Origin of the sequence: Micromonospora sp. NPDC005087 (assembly GCF_042872965.1) — a bacterium.
Lineage (GTDB): Bacteria > Actinomycetota > Actinomycetes > Mycobacteriales > Micromonosporaceae > Micromonospora.
Genome location: NZ_JBIALB010000006.1, coordinates 108,198 through 124,862 on the forward strand (window position 1 = coordinate 108,198; position 16,665 = coordinate 124,862).

13 protein-coding genes are annotated in these 16,665 nt (G+C 72.2%); 8 read left to right on the plus strand and 5 right to left on the minus strand.

Annotated elements, in window-relative coordinates; genetic code table 11:
• Positions 1-72 precede the first annotated feature (72 nt).
• The 4 genes from ACFYPS_RS16450 (at position 73) to ACFYPS_RS16465 (ending at position 8,107) form a co-directional block, all read left to right on the plus strand.
• Complete coding sequence (locus ACFYPS_RS16450; RefSeq protein ID WP_354963069.1) at positions 73-2,136, plus strand: DUF6541 family protein; 2,064 nt, start codon at positions 73-75, stop codon at positions 2,134-2,136.
• Positions 2,137-2,484: 348 nt separating this feature from the next.
• On the plus strand, positions 2,485-4,290 hold the full coding sequence (locus ACFYPS_RS16455) for a stealth family protein (protein WP_354963070.1): 1,806 nt from the start codon (positions 2,485-2,487) through the stop codon (positions 4,288-4,290).
• Positions 4,287-5,273: a hypothetical protein gene (locus tag ACFYPS_RS16460; RefSeq protein ID WP_387325265.1), complete on the plus strand. Its 987-nt coding sequence runs from the start codon at positions 4,287-4,289 to the stop codon at positions 5,271-5,273. Before ACFYPS_RS16455 ends, ACFYPS_RS16460 begins: the two co-directional genes overlap by 4 nt.
• A complete protein-coding gene (locus tag ACFYPS_RS16465) occupies positions 5,270-8,107 on the plus strand; it encodes a stealth conserved region 3 domain-containing protein (protein WP_354963072.1) in 2,838 nt (945 codons plus the stop codon). The genes ACFYPS_RS16460 and ACFYPS_RS16465 overlap by 4 nt, the downstream gene beginning before the upstream one ends.
• A 21-nt stretch (positions 8,108-8,128) precedes the next feature.
• Here ACFYPS_RS16465 and ACFYPS_RS16470 read toward each other — a convergent pair whose 3' ends face one another.
• Positions 8,129-10,042 (minus strand): stealth family protein, encoded by a 1,914-nt coding sequence (locus tag ACFYPS_RS16470; protein WP_354963073.1) that lies wholly within the window; start codon positions 10,040-10,042, stop codon positions 8,129-8,131.
• A gap of 508 nt (positions 10,043-10,550) precedes the next feature.
• Here ACFYPS_RS16470 and ACFYPS_RS16475 point away from each other — a divergent pair.
• Positions 10,551-11,471 carry a DNA-3-methyladenine glycosylase 2 family protein gene (locus ACFYPS_RS16475; RefSeq protein ID WP_354963074.1) on the plus strand — a complete coding sequence of 307 codons (921 nt, stop codon included), beginning with the start codon at positions 10,551-10,553 and terminating at the stop codon, positions 11,469-11,471.
• A gap of 10 nt (positions 11,472-11,481) precedes the next feature.
• Here the strand turns inward: ACFYPS_RS16475 and ACFYPS_RS16480 are convergent, their stop codons facing one another.
• Positions 11,482-11,985: a DUF1990 domain-containing protein gene (locus tag ACFYPS_RS16480; RefSeq protein ID WP_354963075.1), complete on the minus strand. Its 504-nt coding sequence runs from the start codon at positions 11,983-11,985 to the stop codon at positions 11,482-11,484.
• Between the two features lie 97 nt (positions 11,986-12,082).
• Here ACFYPS_RS16480 and ACFYPS_RS16485 point away from each other — a divergent pair, with 97 nt between their 5' ends.
• The gene (locus tag ACFYPS_RS16485; protein ID WP_354963076.1) at positions 12,083-12,577 is read left to right on the plus strand and encodes a GNAT family N-acetyltransferase; all 495 of its coding nucleotides are present in this window, start codon (positions 12,083-12,085) and stop codon (positions 12,575-12,577) included.
• On the opposite strand, the gene ACFYPS_RS16490 is transcribed toward ACFYPS_RS16485, so the two are convergent.
• Complete coding sequence (locus ACFYPS_RS16490; protein WP_354963077.1) at positions 12,552-12,974, minus strand: SRPBCC family protein; 423 nt, start codon at positions 12,972-12,974, stop codon at positions 12,552-12,554. The genes ACFYPS_RS16485 and ACFYPS_RS16490 overlap by 26 nt on opposite strands.
• A gap of 115 nt (positions 12,975-13,089) precedes the next feature.
• Positions 13,090-13,302, minus strand: coding sequence for a hypothetical protein (locus ACFYPS_RS16495; RefSeq protein WP_151490326.1), 213 nt, complete (start codon positions 13,300-13,302; stop codon positions 13,090-13,092).
• Between the two features lie 135 nt (positions 13,303-13,437).
• Here ACFYPS_RS16495 and ACFYPS_RS16500 point away from each other — a divergent pair, with 135 nt between their 5' ends.
• Complete coding sequence (locus ACFYPS_RS16500; protein ID WP_387325269.1) at positions 13,438-14,553, plus strand: ATP-dependent DNA ligase; 1,116 nt, start codon at positions 13,438-13,440, stop codon at positions 14,551-14,553.
• 58 nt (positions 14,554-14,611) lie between these two features.
• Positions 14,612-16,183 carry an alpha/beta hydrolase gene (locus tag ACFYPS_RS16505; protein ID WP_354963308.1) on the plus strand — a complete coding sequence of 524 codons (1,572 nt, stop codon included), beginning with the start codon at positions 14,612-14,614 and terminating at the stop codon, positions 16,181-16,183.
• Here the strand turns inward: ACFYPS_RS16505 and ACFYPS_RS16510 are convergent.
• Entirely contained in the window at positions 16,110-16,622 is a 513-nt protein-coding gene (locus ACFYPS_RS16510; RefSeq protein WP_354963079.1) for a potassium channel family protein, read from the minus strand. The two genes, ACFYPS_RS16505 and ACFYPS_RS16510, sit on opposite strands and share 74 nt — an antisense overlap.
• Between the last annotated feature and the right edge of the window lie 43 nt (positions 16,623-16,665).

The following is a 16,665-nucleotide window of genomic DNA, read 5'->3' on the forward strand; positions in this document are numbered from 1 at the left end:
GCCCACCGGCCCTTGTTCCGGTAACCTTCCGGCCGCTGCCGCTCTGCGGTAACCACCGGGAGGTAAGAAATCTTGACCACACTCATCGCCCTCCTCGTGGCCGTCGTGCCTGGGGCGCTGCTCGGCTTCGCCCTTCCGCCGGGGCGCTACCGCTGGGTTGCCTGGGCGGCCGCCCCCGCCCTGACTCTGGGCCTGATCGCGCTGACGATGGCCTGGCTGCCCACGCTCGGGCTTCCCGACAGCGCCCTGGCGACGCTCGTCGTGGAGCTGCTCGTGGCCGGCGCCGCGGTCGCGCTCTCCCGGCTGCTGTGCCGGCGCACCGCCGACAACCAGCGGCCGACCGCCGAGCGCGGCGCCGAGCACACGAACGACGACCAGCGCCGCTCACTGGCGTCGCGCCTCCGGATTCGGCCCGTCCTGCCGCGTCGCGCCGACCTGATCGGGGTCGCCGTGCCGTCGGTGGTGAGCGTGGCGTACGGCTGGGCGATCGTGGGGCGACTCGTCGCCACTCCCGGCTGGGACGCGATGAACCACGGCTACATGGCGAGACGCATTCTCGACACCAACAGTGTCGACATCACCTCGGCGTGCAGTTCGGGTTCGACCGATACGGTCACCTCGTGCGAGTTCTATCCGCTGGCGGAGAACGTCGCCTGGGCGCAGGCGACCCACCTGTCCGGCGGGCTGATGAGCACGACGATGACCGCGTGGGCGATCGTCATCGGGCCGCTCGCCCTGGTCGCCGGCATCTACGCCGCCGTCCGGATCCTCCGCGGGGGACCGGTGATCGCGGCCGCCGCCGCCACCGCCCCGGTCTTCCTGGGCCCGATGTGGACCTCGCTGATCTCCGGCCGGGTCAACGAGCAGACCGCTCCCTGCCTGGCCGGTGGGGTCGCCCTGCTGCTCGCACTCGCTCTGCGCGGCCCACACCCGGTACGGCTCGGCCTGCTGGCCGGTCTCGGGGGCGCCGGCATCGTGATGACGCACTCGTACGACGTCCTCTTCGTTGGCGTTCTCGCGCTCGGTGTACTCCTGGTGGCGAGGGGGGCGCTGACCTGGCGCCGCAGCGCGGCGGGCGTCGGGGCGGCCGCCGTCGCGGGCCTCGTCTCGCTCGTGCCCCTGCTCGGCGTCATCCTGGGCGCCGGCGGTGAGCGGATCACCGAACCGCCCGACCTGCTCGGCCAGTGGGGCAAGGCGATCGAGTACTGGGTCACCGATGCGCAACGCTACGTGCTGTGGGCCTACCCGTTGCCGGACAGCTCCAAAGTCCAGATCCACGGGCTGGCCGTTCAGGTTGGCCTCTGGATCGCCATCGCCTGTCTGCTCGCGTCTCCCCTGTCGCTGGTGCTGCCGCAGGTGCGCTGGGCCCGCCCGTGGCTGCTGGCCGGCGTGCTGTTCACGCTCGTCGGGATCTGGACCGTCGCGTCGGGTTCGTCGGCCGCGCGGGCCCTGGCCAGCCTCTGGTACGGCGACAGCGAACGACCCCGTGCGATGATCTTCCCGGTCTACGGGGTGCTCACCGTGGCGGGCGCGATCGTCATCGGGTTGGGAGTCCAGTGGCTGCTCGTGCGGCTCGTCGCCCGCGCCGGGACGCTGCGCGGATCCGCCGCCCCCGCCGCCGTCGCGGCCTCGGTCGTGGTGCTGAGTTTGGCGTCGCTCGCCCTGGTGCCCGACACATGGCGTCCGCTGCGGAAGGCGATGGTGCAGCGGGCGCCGGTCGGGCAGGAGTACCCCCGGGCCTTCGAGTGGCTGGCCGAGCACACCCCGCCGGGCAAGGTGGTCGCGTACGACCGGCACCGGCAGTTCATGAGCTGGTCCTACGCCGACTACGGCACGCCCACCCTGTTCGGCATCCCGCCGCTCGAGAAGGTGGGCCGGGAGAACTACACCGACCGGTGGCGGGCCTTCAGTTGGCTGGTCAACAACAAGAAGGCGCCGAAGAACCAGGGCTGCACGGTACGCCGGTTCGCCATCGAGTACCTGGTGGTGGGCGGCCGCGACTACAAGGGTTGGCCGGCGAACTACGAGCAGGAGCGGCTCGACGACAGCGACCGGCTGACCCTGGTCCACCGGGAGGGCCACGTGCGGATCTACCAGGTCACCGAAGCTGGTCGGGCCTGCTCGTCCGGCCAGTGACGGTTCGCGACCGGCACCGACGGAACGTCATGGATCGCAAAGGCACCATTTGCCCGATGTAATCCGAACGGACAGTTACCCCGAGGTGAGGAGAGGGTGTTCGGGCGGAGATCGCACTGGTACCTTTCCGCTGCGCGACCGGCGTGGTGAGCCGGCCGCCCGTGCGGCATGCCCGCACAGGCGATGGGACGACGTCGACCGCTCACCGGTCGGCGACAGGAAACGGGGGCAAGGCGTGGGACGCAGGGTGATCGTTGCCCTTCCGTGGTCGGGACGGAGTGGCCCGGCCCGCCCGCGCCGCCGGATCGCGAATGACGCGCGTACGCGTCGGAACGGCGGTCGAGGATGATGCTGCGCCCACACCGTATGGTGCCGAAGGCGTACCGGGAGCGACTCATCCAGCTCGTGCCGCCCCAACGGCAGCTCTGGCTCGTCCGTCGGCTGACCCGGGTCACCGTCCGCCGATCCCGGACCGCGCCCGGTGAGGTGCGTCAGGTCCGGGATGTCGACGGCCTCCGGGTGGATGCTCGGGTCGTCGAGGAGGCGACGCCGCTGGCCCTCCGGCAGCGCAACCTCGACCTGGTGACCCGGGCGCTCGACGAGGCCGGGATCGACGGTTTCCACGTGCGTCACGCCGACGACCTGCGCAGCGCGATCGCCGTGTCGCGCAAACACAGGGCGACGGTGCTCAAGGTGCTCGGCCGGGCCACGTCGACCGACGGGGTCACCCTGCGCTTCATCGACGCGGGTCGCCGCGAGGTCGGCGCCAACCACCCCGATGCGATCGCACAGGTCTTCCACGCGGTCACCGACCCCTTCGGCCACACCGTTCTCGGCAGTGCCTTCGCCTGTGAGGTCGAGTTCTGGCGCACGGTGTCGCCGCAGGAGAAGCCCGAGGCGGACCTCGTCGCGCCGCGCGGCAACCAGGTCGCGGCGGCCGTGCCGGAGACGGGCGAGACGATCCGCGTCCCGGCGTCCCAGCTCAGCCGCTTCGTGCCGGCTGGCGGGCCGGCCACCTACCGCACCCGGGCCGAGTTCGCCGGCCTCGGCCACGAGCACATCACCTTCCCGATCGACGTCGTCTACACCTGGGTGGACGGTGACGACAGCGACTGGCAGGCACGGAAGAACGCGGCCCTGCGCGAGCACGGGCAGGCCGAGATCAATCTGGTCGGCGCGCACGCCTCCCGCTACGCCAGCCGCGACGAGCTGCGGTACTCGCTGCGCTCCGTGGTGTCGTTCGCGCCGTGGGTCCGGCAGATCTACCTGGTGACCGACGACCAGGTCCCGCCGTGGTTGGACGTCGAGCACCCGATGGTGCGGGTCGTGCGCCACCGCGAGATCTTCGGTGGCACCGGTCAGCTGCCGACCTTCAACTCGCACGCCATCGAGTCCCGGCTGCACCTCATCCCGGGCCTCAGCGAGCACTTCATCTACGTCAACGACGACATGTTCTTCGGGCGCCCGCTGCTCCCGACCACGTTCTTCCACGCCAACGGCATCGCGAAGTTCTTTCCGTCGCCGGCCCAGTTGGACGTCGGCCCGGCGACCGTCTACGACGCGCCGGTGACCGCAGCCGGCAAGAACAACCGCCAGCACCTCGAGGAACGGTTCGGGCGCACCATCACGCAGAAGATGCGGCACGTCCCGTACCCGCTGCGCAAGAGCGTGCTGGAGGACATCGAGCGACACCTGCCGGCCGAGGTGGTGGGCACCGCCGGGCATCAGTTCCGGCACCCGCAGGATCTCTCGATCCCGTCCTCGTTGCAGCACTACTGGTCGTTCTTCTCCGGCCAGGCGGTGCCCGGGTCGATCCGGTACACGTACGCCGACCTGGCCCACCCGTCTACCCCGGTGAAGCTGGCCAACCTGCTGGCACGGCGGCACTGCGACGTGTTCTGCCTCAACGACACCGACTCGGGCGAGGTCCTCCTCTCCGAGCAGGTCGCCATGCTGACCGACTTCCTTTCGGCGTACCTTCCGTTCCGGGCGCCGTTCGAGCTTCCGCCCGAGGTCGAGGCGGAGCGGGCGAGGATGACGGCGACGGCCCGGGCGGCGACGTACCTTCCGGAGGCCGCCGCGATTCCCAGCTGGCAGGCCCCCACGCCCGGCGGTGTCGACCCGGCGAGCGACGAACCCGGGTGGGTCCGATGAATCCGCCCAACCGGTTGGCACAGCCCCGACTGCTGCAGGCGGTACACGGTGCCCGTCGCCGCGCCGGTCTGGTCACCGACCGGCTCGTCGAGCGGGTCATCCGCCTGCGGCACGACCCGGTCGCCGGGCTGCCACCGGCCGACTGCGACTTCTTCGCCGTGCTCGACGGGCGCACGCTGCACGTGCACGCGGTGCTGCCGGCCGACACCGACCCGGCCGACCGGGCCGAGATCTTCTTCGTTCGCGAGGGCGACACGCTCCGCTGCCCGGCGACGGTCCGGCGGGAGGACGGTCGGCTCGCCGTGGAGGTGGTGGCCCGTCTCGGTGACTCCGCCGACGAGATCGCGCTGGGCAAGGGCACCTGGTCGGTGGGGCTCGCGGTGGACGCCGGCGCGGCAGGTGAGCGTCGCTTCTCCCTGACGGTCGACGAGACCCCGGAGCGGGACGGACCGACCGTGGGCAACCCGCCGCACCCGGTGTCCGGGTGGCTGTACCGGCCGGGGCGCAGCGGCGACGGGCTCGCCCAGCTCACGGTCACCGGCGCGCGCGCCCGGGCCGAGGTGGTCCAGCTCGCGACCGGCCACGCCGAGGCCCGGATCCGGGCCCGGTTCGTCGGCGTACGGCCGCAGGACGCTCCGGCGGTGGTCTTCACGCCGCGGGGCGGTGGCGCCGACGTGGTCGTGCCCATCGCACCGGTCGACGACGGCTTCGAGTTCGTCGTACCCCTCGCCGACCTGGCGCCGGACCGGCCGGGCGAGGAGGTCATCTGGGAGGCGTGGGTGCGCACCTCCGCGACCCGGGTGGTCCGGCTCGGCCGGTTCCTGCACGACCTCACCGACCCACGTACGGTCCTCCGCGTCAGCCGGGCCGTCCTGCCGCTGGACGGCGACCAGTTCGTTGGTTACCGCCCGTACTACACCGCAGCCGGCAATCTGGCGGTGGCCTGCCTCCGCTTCACACGTTTCACGGGGACACCGAGTTGAAGATCACCTTCCTCCTGCTGACCGCCGATGCCATGGGCGGCACGGAACGCGCCATCCTCACCCAGGCCGATCACCTCTCGCGGCGGCACACGGTCGAGGTGATCAGCGTCTACCGCACCAGCGACGAGGGCTTCTTCCAGGCCGACGAGCGGGTGCGGATGCGCTACCTCGTCGACCTGACCGGCCCGACGCCGCGACCGACCCGACCGTCGAGCGTCGACGACGAGACGTACGAGGCGCTGTACCGCAGCCGGAGCCGGTTGATGCCGGCTCGTTGGGAGAAGCAGGGCAGCCGCCTCGCCGACCTGGAGATCGACCGTGCGCTGCGGTCGCTCGACACCGACGTACTCGTCTCCTCCTCGCCGGCGCTGATGGCCATGGCCGTCACGCTCGCGCCGCCCTCCGTGGTCACGGTGCACCAGGAGCACCGGCCGTCGCAGTTGCGGGGCGGGACCGGCGAGCCGCTGTTCCAGTTCGCGCCGCGACTGGACGCGCTGGTGGTGCTGACCGATCGCACCCGGGACTGGTTCGTCGACACCTTCGCGACGTCCTGCCCGCGGATCGAGGTCATCCCGAACAGCATTCCCGACGGGTTCCGGCCCCGGTCCAGCCTCCGCAACCCGGTGGTGAGCGTGGCGGGTCGGATGGTGTCGGAGAAGCGCATCGACCACGCCATCCGCGCCTTCCGCACGGTCGCCGACAGGTATCCGGACTGGACGCTACGGGTCTTCGGCGGCGGTCCACTGCTCGCGGAGATGCGCAGCCTGGCCGCCGACCTCGGTCTGAGTGACAAAGTGCAGGTGCTCGGGCCGACCGGCCGGATGGTCGAGGAGTGGTCGAAGACCAGCATCGCGCTGCTGTCCTCGCGCGACGGTGAGGCGCTCCCGCTGGTGCTGCTGGAGGCGTTCGCGGCCGGCGTCCCCGCGGTGGCGTACGACATCGTGACCGGACCAGCGGAGATCATCACCCACGGCGAGAACGGCTTCCTGGTCAGCTCCGGCGACATCGACGGTCTGGCCGACGCGATGATGAGACTCATCGCGGACGAGCGGCTGCGGCAGGACTTCGGGGCCGGCGCGCTGCGCGCCGCCGAGGACTACCGCATCGAGCCGATCATGCGGCGCTGGGAGGAGCTCTTCGCGGAGCTGATCGCGGCGCGCGCTGACAACGAATCGGCCGGCGCCGACCGGCTCGCCGCGTGGGTCGGACGCACCGGCGGATCCGGCTTCGCTCCCGCAGCCTCCCTCCCCGGCCAGATCACCAGCGGGCCCGACGTGGCGACCATCGAGGGGCGTATCCAGGAGACGGTCGCGGGATTGGTCCGCTCCGGCGGCCGCCTCAGCGTCGTCCGGGACGACCTGACGCCCGCTGACGCCGCCCACGCCAACTTCACCGCGGTGACCGATCTCCTCTGGAGACAGGCCATTCCCTACTGGGTGCCGCGCGACCACGGCATCCGACACCGGGTGGTGGTCGCCCTGGAGCATCGCGACGCGGTGCTCGCCGCCCTCGCGGAGGAGTTCTCCGCCGCGCCCTTCTACGCCGAGACCCTCACCACCGACGCCAAGGTCACGGCCGTGACCCTCGCCGCGTGCCTGACCGCCGAGAGCCGGGCCGCCGAGGCCGTCGGCCTGCGGCTGTTCCGGCCGGTGGTGTCGTCGTCGCGGACCCTCCGGTACGGGCCCGCGCTCGGCTGTGACCTCGAGTTCTGGACCCCGTCGCAGGACGGCTCGGCGCTGGTCGCCACCCGCACCACACTGCTCGGCCCGAGCGTCCCGGTGGCGGCCATGACACCGGCCACCCTGACGGTGCGGGGGCGGCAGCATCCCACCATCGAGCCTTTCAACCACCGGCTGATCTCCGACCTGGACTTCCCGGTCGATGTCGTCTACACCTGGGTGGACGGGGACGACCCGCAGTGGCGCGCGGCCAAGGACCGCGTCCTCGCGGAGCTGGGGCGCGACCCGCTCGCGGCGGCGGACGGGTCGGCCCGTTTCCGGGATCGGGATGAGCTGCGATACTCGTTGCGCTCCATCGACATGTACGCCCCGTGGGTGCGCAACATCTACGTGGTGACGGCGGGGCAGACCCCGACCTGGCTCGACACCGACCACCCCCGGGTCAGCGTCGTGGATCACCGCGAGCTGTTCGGTGGACGCGGCATCCTGCCGACGTTCAACTCACACGCCATCGAGTCGCAACTGCACCACATCGACGGCCTCGCCGAGCACTTCATCTACTTCAACGACGACTTCTTCCTGGGCCGCCCGATCCGGCCGACGGTGTTCTTCGATCCGACCGGCCGGGCGAGGTTCTTCCTCTCGCCGACGCCGATTCCGATGCTCGACGTCGACGCGGAGGACGACTTCAACTTCAGCGCGGCCAAGAACAACCGCCAGCTGATCCGGAACGCGTTCGGTCGTACGCTGACCCATGGCCTGCTGCACGCGCCGTACGCGATGACCCGCAGCGTCGGCAACGAGCTGGATCGGCAGTTCGCCGACGAGGTGAAGCTCACCGCCGCGTCCCAGCTGCGGTCCCACTCCGACGTCTCGGTCGCGTCCTCGCTGCATCACTACGTCGGCTACCTGACCGGGCGGTCCGTGCCGGGCAGCATCCGGATGAGCTACGTCAACACCGGCGAGCCGTTGGAGCACCCGCAGCTGACCCAGATCATGACGACCCGGGGCTACGACTCGTTCTGCCTCAACGACACCCACCACGGTCAGCTCGACGCCGAGGAGCAGGGCCGGATCGTCATGACCTTCCTCGAGAGCTACTTCCCCGTGCCCAGTCAGTTCGAGCGGGGCAGCATCCGCAACCGGGCCCGCTGAGCGGGGACCGCGACACCGCCCCTAACGCGGCGGAAGGTCCGGTCCCCGACGGCGCTCCTCCGCCTGGTGGTCGGCAGGTCGGCCGGCAGCGATGCGGCCGGAGGGCAGGGTGGGCGCGTCCAGCCGGGGACCGACCCGGGGTTTGTGCACCACGGCCGCGTCCGCATGCCTGCCGACCCGGAGTGCGGGTGTCGTCGGCGCGTCCAGCTGCCTGCCGCGCCGGTCGGCACCGCGAGCCTGTCGCCACAGGTCGGTGGCCCCGATCTTCCGGCGTTCGGCGATCACGTCGTCGGGCAGCTCGAACGGGGCCGGGAAGGGCAGGTAGCGCGGCAGGAAATCGGCCAGCATGCTCTCCTGCTCCTGGAACGCGTTCGGGTCCGAGTCGGTGTCGTTGAGGCAGAAGACGTCGCGGTGCCGACGAGCGAGCAACTCGGTGAGGCGGGCGGGCGTCGAGGGGTGACCGAGGTCGGCGTACTCGTACTCGATGTCGCCGGGGACCGCCTGCGCGGTGAGGTACGCCCAGTACTGGTGCAACGACGACGGGATCGAGAGGTCGCCGTGGTGGCGGAAGCGGTGCTGCGCGGTGGCCGTCACGTCCGCCTGCAGGGTGACCTCGATCTGCCGCATGATGCTGCGCCGGAGCACGAATGGCGTGTGCTTCATCTTCTGCGTGATCGTGACGCCGAACTGCCGCTGGATGTGTCGGCGGTTGTTCTTGCCGGCAGCCTTCACCGGCGGGTCGCTCGGCTTCGCCTCGCCCAGCCCGAACTGCGCCGGTGACAGGAAGAACTTCGCGATCCCGTTGGCGTGGACGAAGTGCGTCGGCGGCAGCGGCCGACCGAGGAAGACGTCGTCGTTGAGGTAGAGGAAATGTTCGGCCAGACCGTCGATGCGGTGCAGCCGGGACTCGATGGCGTGCGAGTTGAACGACGACCGACCGCCGAGGTCGGCGAAGAGGTCGGTGTGCGACACGACGGTGACCATCGGGTGGCTCGGGTCGAGCCAGCTGGGCAACTGACTGTCGGTGATCAGGAAAATCCGGCGTAGCCACGGTGCGAAGCTGTGCAGCGAGCGCATCGAGTACCGCAGCTCGTCCCGGTTGTGGTAGCGCGACGTGTTTGCCGCGATCGCGTGCAGCGGGCCATCGGGGGTGCCGAGTGCGGCCATCTTCCGCTGCAACCACTCCGGGTCGGACCCGTCCACCCACGTGTAGACGGCGTCGATCGGGAAGCCCACCCGGTCCGGCGCCCGGACAGCCAGGTCGCGGCGGGTGCCGTAGCTGTGGTCGTCGGCCTCGGGGACGAAATGGCTCAGCAGTGCCGCGGCGACCCGGACCCGTTGCGCCTCGGCGGGCGCCTCGTCGACCACGCCGTTGCGCCGGGGCGCGCGGACCACGTCCCCGTGCCGGCTCCAAAACTCGATCTCGCACGCGAACTGGACGCCGAGGACCACGCCGGCGCGGAAGTCGGTCACCGGGAACCAGACCTGGAACACCTCGGTCGGCACGGCGTCCGGCTGGTCCCGGCCGGGCTTGACCTGCACCACCCGCACCTGGGCGCCCGACAGCGCCGGCGCGGAGCGGATCAGGCGTCGCACCGCCCCCCGCTGGTCGTCGAGGACGGCGACCGTGCTGCGCAGGTGGTCGTCGTTGCGGATGCAGTGGTATTCGATGCCAGCCGACTCCAGGGCGGTGGTGACGGCGGTGAGGTTGCGGTGCCACTGCCGCAAGGGGGTGGCCTTCGCGACCACCTCGGCGCGGGTACGGATGCCGCCGTCGGAGACCCGCACGTGGGCGCCCAGCGGATGCACGGTGTCGGCACCGCGCCGACGGGAGAACGTGCGCACGAGGCCCATCCGCCGGTGCGCGGGCAGCATGCCTAGCAGGGCGCGGCGTACGGGCTGGGGCATCAGGCGGTAGATGCGCAGGGCGATCATGCTTCGGGCCGTCCCGCCGGGGTGGCCACGTCGTTCGCGGCCACCGTCAGCGCTGCTGCGGGACCGTGGCGTCGACCGCCACCCATTCGGACCGGACCAGTACGTACGCAGCCATCACCGCATGCCTTTCCACAGCTCCCCCGTTACGCCGCGCGACGAGTCGACGCGGTAAGGGGACGCTGTGATCAGCAGCGTACGACCCGCAACCGCACCCGCCTCGCTGGCCAGCCAACCCCGCTCCGGTATCGGGACGGAGGGGCCGCGCAGGTGGCCCCGAGCAGCATATTCACCTGCGTGCCATCAAAGAAGCACAGGACGGATACATGGCATACAAGCGATAGTCGCATAAGAATGATTTGCGCCGATCCGCCCGACTAATCCTGGCCGTTCAGCGGGTACGCCGACACCGGGACGGCCGACTGAACGTGCCGTCATGCTTCTCCCCGCGCGGACACGTAGCCGGTATGGCGGTCCGCGGCGGCGATCCGTCACCTGGCAGAGTGGCGGAGTGACCGAGACCGAGCCCGCCGCGACCCGGGTGCTGCACCCGCCGGCCGGCTACCGGCTCGCCGCGTCGGTCCGGTCGCTCACCTTCAGCCCGTACGACCCGTGCGCGCGCATCGCCGCCGGCACCTTCTGGTGGGCAACCCGCACTCCGGACGGGCCGGCAACGCTGGCCCTGCGGCCGGCCGGCGGCGAACTGGTCGCCGAGGGCTACGGGCCGGGCACCGGGCACGTGCTGGCCCGGGCCGACTCGATCGCCGGGCTCCGCGACAACCTCACCGGCTTCGCCGAGCTGGCCGCGGCGCACCCGCTGGTCGCCCGGTTGGCCCGGGAGCACCGCGGCCTGCGGATGCCGGCCACCGGGCAGCTCTTTCCCCGCCTGCTGCGCGCGGTCTTCGAGCAGAAGGTCACCGGCAAGGAGGCGTACCGGGCGTACGCGGCGACCGTGCGGCACTTCCGCGAGCCGGCGCCCGGTCCACTGCAACCGCTGCTGCTGCCACCCGAGGCCGCCGCGGTGGCCGCCACCCCGTACTGGGTGTTCCACCCGTTCGGGGTGGAGCAGCGCCGGGCCGACACGCTGCGCCGGGTCGCCGCGGTCGCCGACCGGTTGGAGCGCTGCGCCGACGCGACCGAGGCCACCCGCCGGCTGACCGCCGTCGCGGGTATCGGCCCGTGGACCGCCGCCGAGGTGATCCGCACCGCCTACGGCGACCCGGACGCGGTCAGCGTCGGCGACTACCACATACCGAACACGGTGGCCTGGGCGCTCGCCGGCGAGGCACGGGGCGACGACGCCCGGATGCTGGCGCTGCTGGAGCCTTTCCGGGGCCACCGGGGCCGGGTCTGTCTGCTGCTGGAGGCCGCCGGCATCCGGGCACCGAAGTACGGCCCCCGCGCGCCGATCCGCTCGTTCGCCCGGTTCTGACCGGCGGCGCTCAGCGGCCGGCGCAGAGCCGGCGCAGGGTGCGGCCGAGCCACCAGGCGTACCCGTGCTGCACCGCCCGGACGGCTGGGCCGGCGGCGAGCGTGAACCAGCGGTCCGGGCGGCTGAACGCGCGTACCTCGAACCAGACCGCGCCGGTGTCGTCGCGGCCGACCACGAACGCCTCCTCACCGCGCTCCGGGTGCCCCGCCAGGGTGCCGTAGCCGAAGCCGGCGAGCCGGGGCGAGTCCTCGCTCCAGATCACCCGGCAGGGTCCCCAGATGCGGGCCGGACCGATGCCCAGACCGGCGCTCACCACGACTCCCTCGGTGGCCCGCGGGGCGTCGGTGCGCATCCGCACCCCGGCTTCGCGGTGCAGCCGCCAGCTCAGCACGGCCTCGGCCGCCGCCTCGAAACAGCCGGCCGGTAGCGCGAACCGGTGGCGCAGGTGGTGGTATCCGCCGGGCAGCGGCCCGTGCCGCGTGCGTCCCACCTCCGGGTACGTCAGCTCGGCCACCACTCCCCCTCGTCCTCGTCTCGGACAGGGGCCAGGGTACGGCCGGCGCGGGCGGGCCGCCGGTCGAGGACGGCGGCGGCTGTGGTGTGCTGCCCGGATGAGCGTCGAGGCGAGCATCGTCCCGGCCGGTGTCGCGGACGCCGGCGAGATCCTCACCGTGCAGCGCGCCGCGTACCTGACCGAGGCGCAGCACTACACCGACCCGTTCCTGCCGCCGTTGACCGAGACACTGGACGAGATCGCCGCGGTGCTGGCCGGTCCCATCACCGTCCTCGCCGCCCGGGTGGGGCAGCGGCTGGTCGGCTCGGTGCGGGCCCACCTGGACGGCGACACCGCGCACGTCGGGCGGCTCTCGGTCGCCCCGGACCAGCAGGGCCAGGGTGTCGGCGGACGGCTGCTCACCGCGATCGAGGCGGCCTGCGCCGGCCGGGTGGCCCGGCTCACCCTGTTCACCGGCGCGGACAGCGCCCGCAACCTGCGGCTGTACCAGCGGCACGGCTATCGGATCGTGGCGCACCGGCCGGACCCGAACGGCATCCGGCTGGCGGTGCTGGAGAAGCCGGCGGTCAGCCCTGTTCGCACCGACGCCTGAGCCCGTCGGCCTCCAGCCGCAGATAGCGGCGCAGCAGACCGCCGTAGAGCCAGCCGACCGGCATGGCGAGCGGCCCGGACTGGGTGATGGCCAGCTCGACCCGGGTGGGCCTGCCGGGCAGCGGCAGCAGTCGGTGCTCCGCGCGGGTGCGCACCCCGGGCGTGTCGGAGATCCAGGTGAAGGCATGGTCCTCGGTCAGCTCGGTTACCCGCCAGACCGCCGGCCGCAGCTTCGGCTGGTCCAACCGGACGGTCGCGCCGACGGTGAGCGGCCCCGGCTCCCCCCGCTGGGCCTGGCGTACCGAAGCCGTCCACTCGGGCCACCGCTGCACGTCGACCAGGACCGCCCAGACCCGCTGGGGGTCGGCGGCGATCTCCGTGCCGGCTTCAAACCGCATCGCGTCTCCTCCCCGGCGACGCCGCCCGGCGCCGCCGCGCTATGGAGACGAGGCTGCCCGTGGATCGTGACGGTGGCAACCGCCGGCCGGCCCGTGGGGGCGGCGCCGCCGGGAGTCAGGCGGCTTCGTGCAGGTCGGCCAGGCTCAGCGGGGTACGCCGGCGCAACAGTTCCTCCAGCTCGGGCACCGAGCCGACCTCGCCGAGCACGTTCCGGCCGCCGCCGAACCGCTCGGGGTAGCGCCGGGTCAGCCGGTACCGGTAGCGGCCCCGGATCAGCTCCACGCTCACCCGCCACCGCCCGCAGCAGTCACAGACCCACTCGGACATCCCGTGAAACTAGCTCTGACCTGCGGTTATCTGATTCGCCCGGACAGGACGAGCGGCGCGGGGGCGGACACGCCACCCCGCCGCCCACGGTGATCTGCCTCACGACTGTCGGCACCGTCTGATTGACTGGTCGCCGTGGACCTGCCGATCAACCCCCCGGTCGAGCCGATGCTGGCCAAGAGCGTCCCCAAGCTGCCCACCGCGCCCGGGGTGACGTACGAGCCCAAGTGGGACGGGTTCCGGTGCATCGTGTTCCGTGACGGCGACGAGGTGGAGCTGTCCAGCCGGGGCGGCAAGTCGATGACCCGCTACTTCCCGGAGGTGGTCGAGCAGGCCCTCCGGCAGTTGCCCGAGCGGTGCGCGGTCGACGGGGAGCTGATCGTGATCCGGCGGGACGGCCCGGACGGCCAGCCCCGGCTGGATTTCGAGCTGCTGGCCCAGCGCATCCACCCGGCCGCGTCCCGGGTGAAGCTGCTGGCCGAGACCACCCCGGCCGACTTCGTCGCGTTCGACCTGCTGGCCATCGGCGACGAGGCGCTGCTCGACCAGCCCTATCCGCGCCGCCGGGAGCGGCTGGTCGATGCGCTGGCCGGGGTCCGTCCGCCGGTGCACGTCACCCAGGTCACCACCGATCCGGAGACCGCGCGCCGCTGGTTCGACGTCTTCGAGGGCGCCGGGCTGGACGGGTTGATCGTCAAGCCGGCCGACCTTCCGTACGAGCCGGGCAAGCGGCTGATGGCCAAGGTCAAGCACGCCCGCACCGCGGACGCGGTGGTGGCCGGCTTCCGCTGGCACAAGTCCGGTCCGGTGGTCGGCTCGCTGCTGCTCGGCCTCTATGACGACGCGGGGGTGCTGCACCACGTGGGGGTGAGCGCGTCGTTCAGCATGGCTCGGCGGGCCGAGCTTCTCGACGAGCTGGCGCCCTACCGGGACATTGGCGGCGAGCACCCGTGGGTGCACGGCGACCACGAGCGCGGCCAGCGCATCCCGGGCGGGGTGAGCCGGTGGACCGGCACGAAGAACCTGGAGTGGGAGCCGCTGCGCCCGGAGCTGGTGGTCGAGGTGGGCTACGACGCGATGGAGGGCGACCGGTTCCGGCACACCGCACAGTTCGTCCGGTGGCGACCGGACCGCGACCCCCGCTCCTGCCGCTACGACCAGCTCGACCGCCCGATCCGCTTCGACGTGGACCAGGTGCTGCGCGGCGATCCGGCGGCCACCGTGGACCGGGCCGCCACCGGCCCGGCGTAGCCTGGCCGTCGACCCGATCCCGGAGGACCACGTGATCCGCACCGCCGACCAGCCTCGGATGGCGACCAGTCGCCGGGTCCGTCGTCGTCTCGCCGCCTTCGCCGTGGCCGCGCTGCTCACCGCCGGCTGCACCCTGCCGGCCTTCGCGCCGCGTACCGAAGTGGAGGGCGAGGCGGCGCCGGCCGGCGGGACGCCGACCTGGCGGGCCTGCCCGGAGGTCGCCGACGAGTTGGTCGGGCGGGGCGCCCCGAACATGCGCTACGAGTGCGCCCGGATTGCGGTGCCGCGCGACTGGGGCACCGGCGGCGGGGCGACCGCCGGGCCGGGCGCGGGGCAGACCTTCGAGATAGCTCTGCTGCGGGCCCGGTCCACGAAGCAGCGGGCCCGGGTCGGCTCGCTGGTAATCAACCCGGGCGGCCCCGGTGGCTCCGGCGTCGACACCGCCGTCTACCTCTCCTTCGGCACCCAGTTCGGCGGGTTGCCCACCACGATCACCGAGCGCTTCGACATCGTCGGCTTCGACCCGCGCGGGGTGAGCCGGTCCAGCCCGGTCAAGTGCATCTCCGACGCCAACCTGGACGCCAGCTTCGGCTACGACCCCGATCCGACCAGCCAGTCCGCGTTCGACGGCTTCGTGGGGCTCAGCCAGCGGATCGGGCGCGGCTGCGGCGACCGGTACGGCGACCAGTTGCCGCTCTACGGCAGCGAGCAGGCCGCCCGGGACATGGACGCGGTCCGCGCCGCCGTGGGCGACGAGAAGCTCACCTACCTGGGCTACTCCTACGGCACGCTGCTCGGCGCCATCTACGCCCAGCTCTACCCGCAGCGGGTGCGGGCGCTGGTCCTGGACGGCGCGGTCGACCCGCGGCAGCGGCTGGTGGCCGGGTCGGAGAGCCAGGCCCGCGGCTTCGAGCGGGCCTTCGGCAACTTCGCCCGCTGGTGCTCCGCCAACGCCGCCCGCTGCCCGATCGCCCCGGACGCGCGCGCCGCCGTCACCACGGCGATCGACAAGGCCCGCGTCTCGCCGGTGCGCGGCGACGACGGGCGGGAGGCCACCGCCGGCTGGGTCTTCTACGCGGTCATCTCCTCGCTCTACACCGAGTCCGGCTGGCAGGAGCTGGCCCGGGCGATCGACCGGCTGGCCAAGGGCGACCCGAAGGACGTGTTCCGGCTCGCCGACGCGTACGCCGGCCGGGGCGACGACGGGCACTACTCGAACCTGTTCGACGCCAACCTCGCCATCAACTGCGCGGACGAGACGGAAAAGCCGAGCCGGGAGCAGATCCGCCAGTTGCAGTCGCAGTGGCGCACGAAGTATCCGCTATTCGGGCCGGCGCTCGCGGTCGGCATGCTGAGCTGCGTCGAGTGGCCGGGCGGGAGGGACGCGTACCCGACCGGCCAGGCGGCCGGCGCGCCGCCGATCGTGGTGGTCGGCACCACCGGCGACCCGGCGACGCCCTATGAGCAGACCGGTCGGCTCGCCTCGATGCTCGGCGTCGGCCGGGTGCTCACCTGGGAGGGTGAGGGGCACACCGCCTACCCGCAGACCTCCTGCATCACCGCCGCGGTCGACGCCTACCTGATCGACCTGACCGTTCCCAGGGAGGGGCTGCGCTGCCCGGCCCGGTGACCGTCCCGGTCCGCGGCAGCGGCGGCAGCTCGATGCCCTGCCGGGCGGCCAACTCCTCCAGCAGCGCCCGCATCCGGCGTACGTCGGCCTTGAGCTGCTCCTGCTCCTCGTGCTCGAAGGCGTCGTCGTCGACGATGAGCCGGCTGGCGAAGTGCGCGGTGATCAGCGGGATGACCAGCAGGACCATGGTCGAGATGAGCAGCGCGGCGAGCGTGCGGCCCGCCCAACTGGTCGGCGAGATGTCGCCGTACCCGACGGTGGACGCGGTCACCACCGCCCACCAGACGGCGTCGGCGGGGCTGCGCTGCTCGACCTCGCCATAGATCACCCCGGCCACCACGATCATCAGCAGGTACGACGTGATCAGGGTGCGCGGCGAGTTCGCGAACCACACCAACGCCCGGTAGATCCAGCGGAACGGCAGCAGCAGGGCTTCCATGCCGCCCATGCTGCCCCGCACCGGCAAGCGGCACCGACCCATC

Excerpts from the sequence above, each read along its gene's own strand:
- ACFYPS_RS16455 (WP_354963070.1), top strand. The coding sequence starts at position 2,485 with ATGCTGCGCCCACACCGTATGGTGCCGAAGGCGTACCGGGAGCGACTC.
- ACFYPS_RS16460 (WP_387325265.1), top strand. The coding sequence starts at position 4,287 with ATGAATCCGCCCAACCGGTTGGCACAGCCCCGACTGCTGCAGGCGGTA.
- ACFYPS_RS16470 (WP_354963073.1), bottom strand. The coding sequence starts at position 10,042 with ATGATCGCCCTGCGCATCTACCGCCTGATGCCCCAGCCCGTACGCCGC.
- ACFYPS_RS16485 (WP_354963076.1), top strand. The coding sequence starts at position 12,083 with ATGAGCGTCGAGGCGAGCATCGTCCCGGCCGGTGTCGCGGACGCCGGC.
- ACFYPS_RS16490 (WP_354963077.1), bottom strand. The coding sequence starts at position 12,974 with ATGCGGTTTGAAGCCGGCACGGAGATCGCCGCCGACCCCCAGCGGGTC.
- ACFYPS_RS16495 (WP_151490326.1), bottom strand. The coding sequence starts at position 13,302 with ATGTCCGAGTGGGTCTGTGACTGCTGCGGGCGGTGGCGGGTGAGCGTG.
- ACFYPS_RS16505 (WP_354963308.1), top strand. The coding sequence starts at position 14,612 with ATGGCGACCAGTCGCCGGGTCCGTCGTCGTCTCGCCGCCTTCGCCGTG.
- ACFYPS_RS16510 (WP_354963079.1), bottom strand. The coding sequence starts at position 16,622 with ATGGAAGCCCTGCTGCTGCCGTTCCGCTGGATCTACCGGGCGTTGGTG.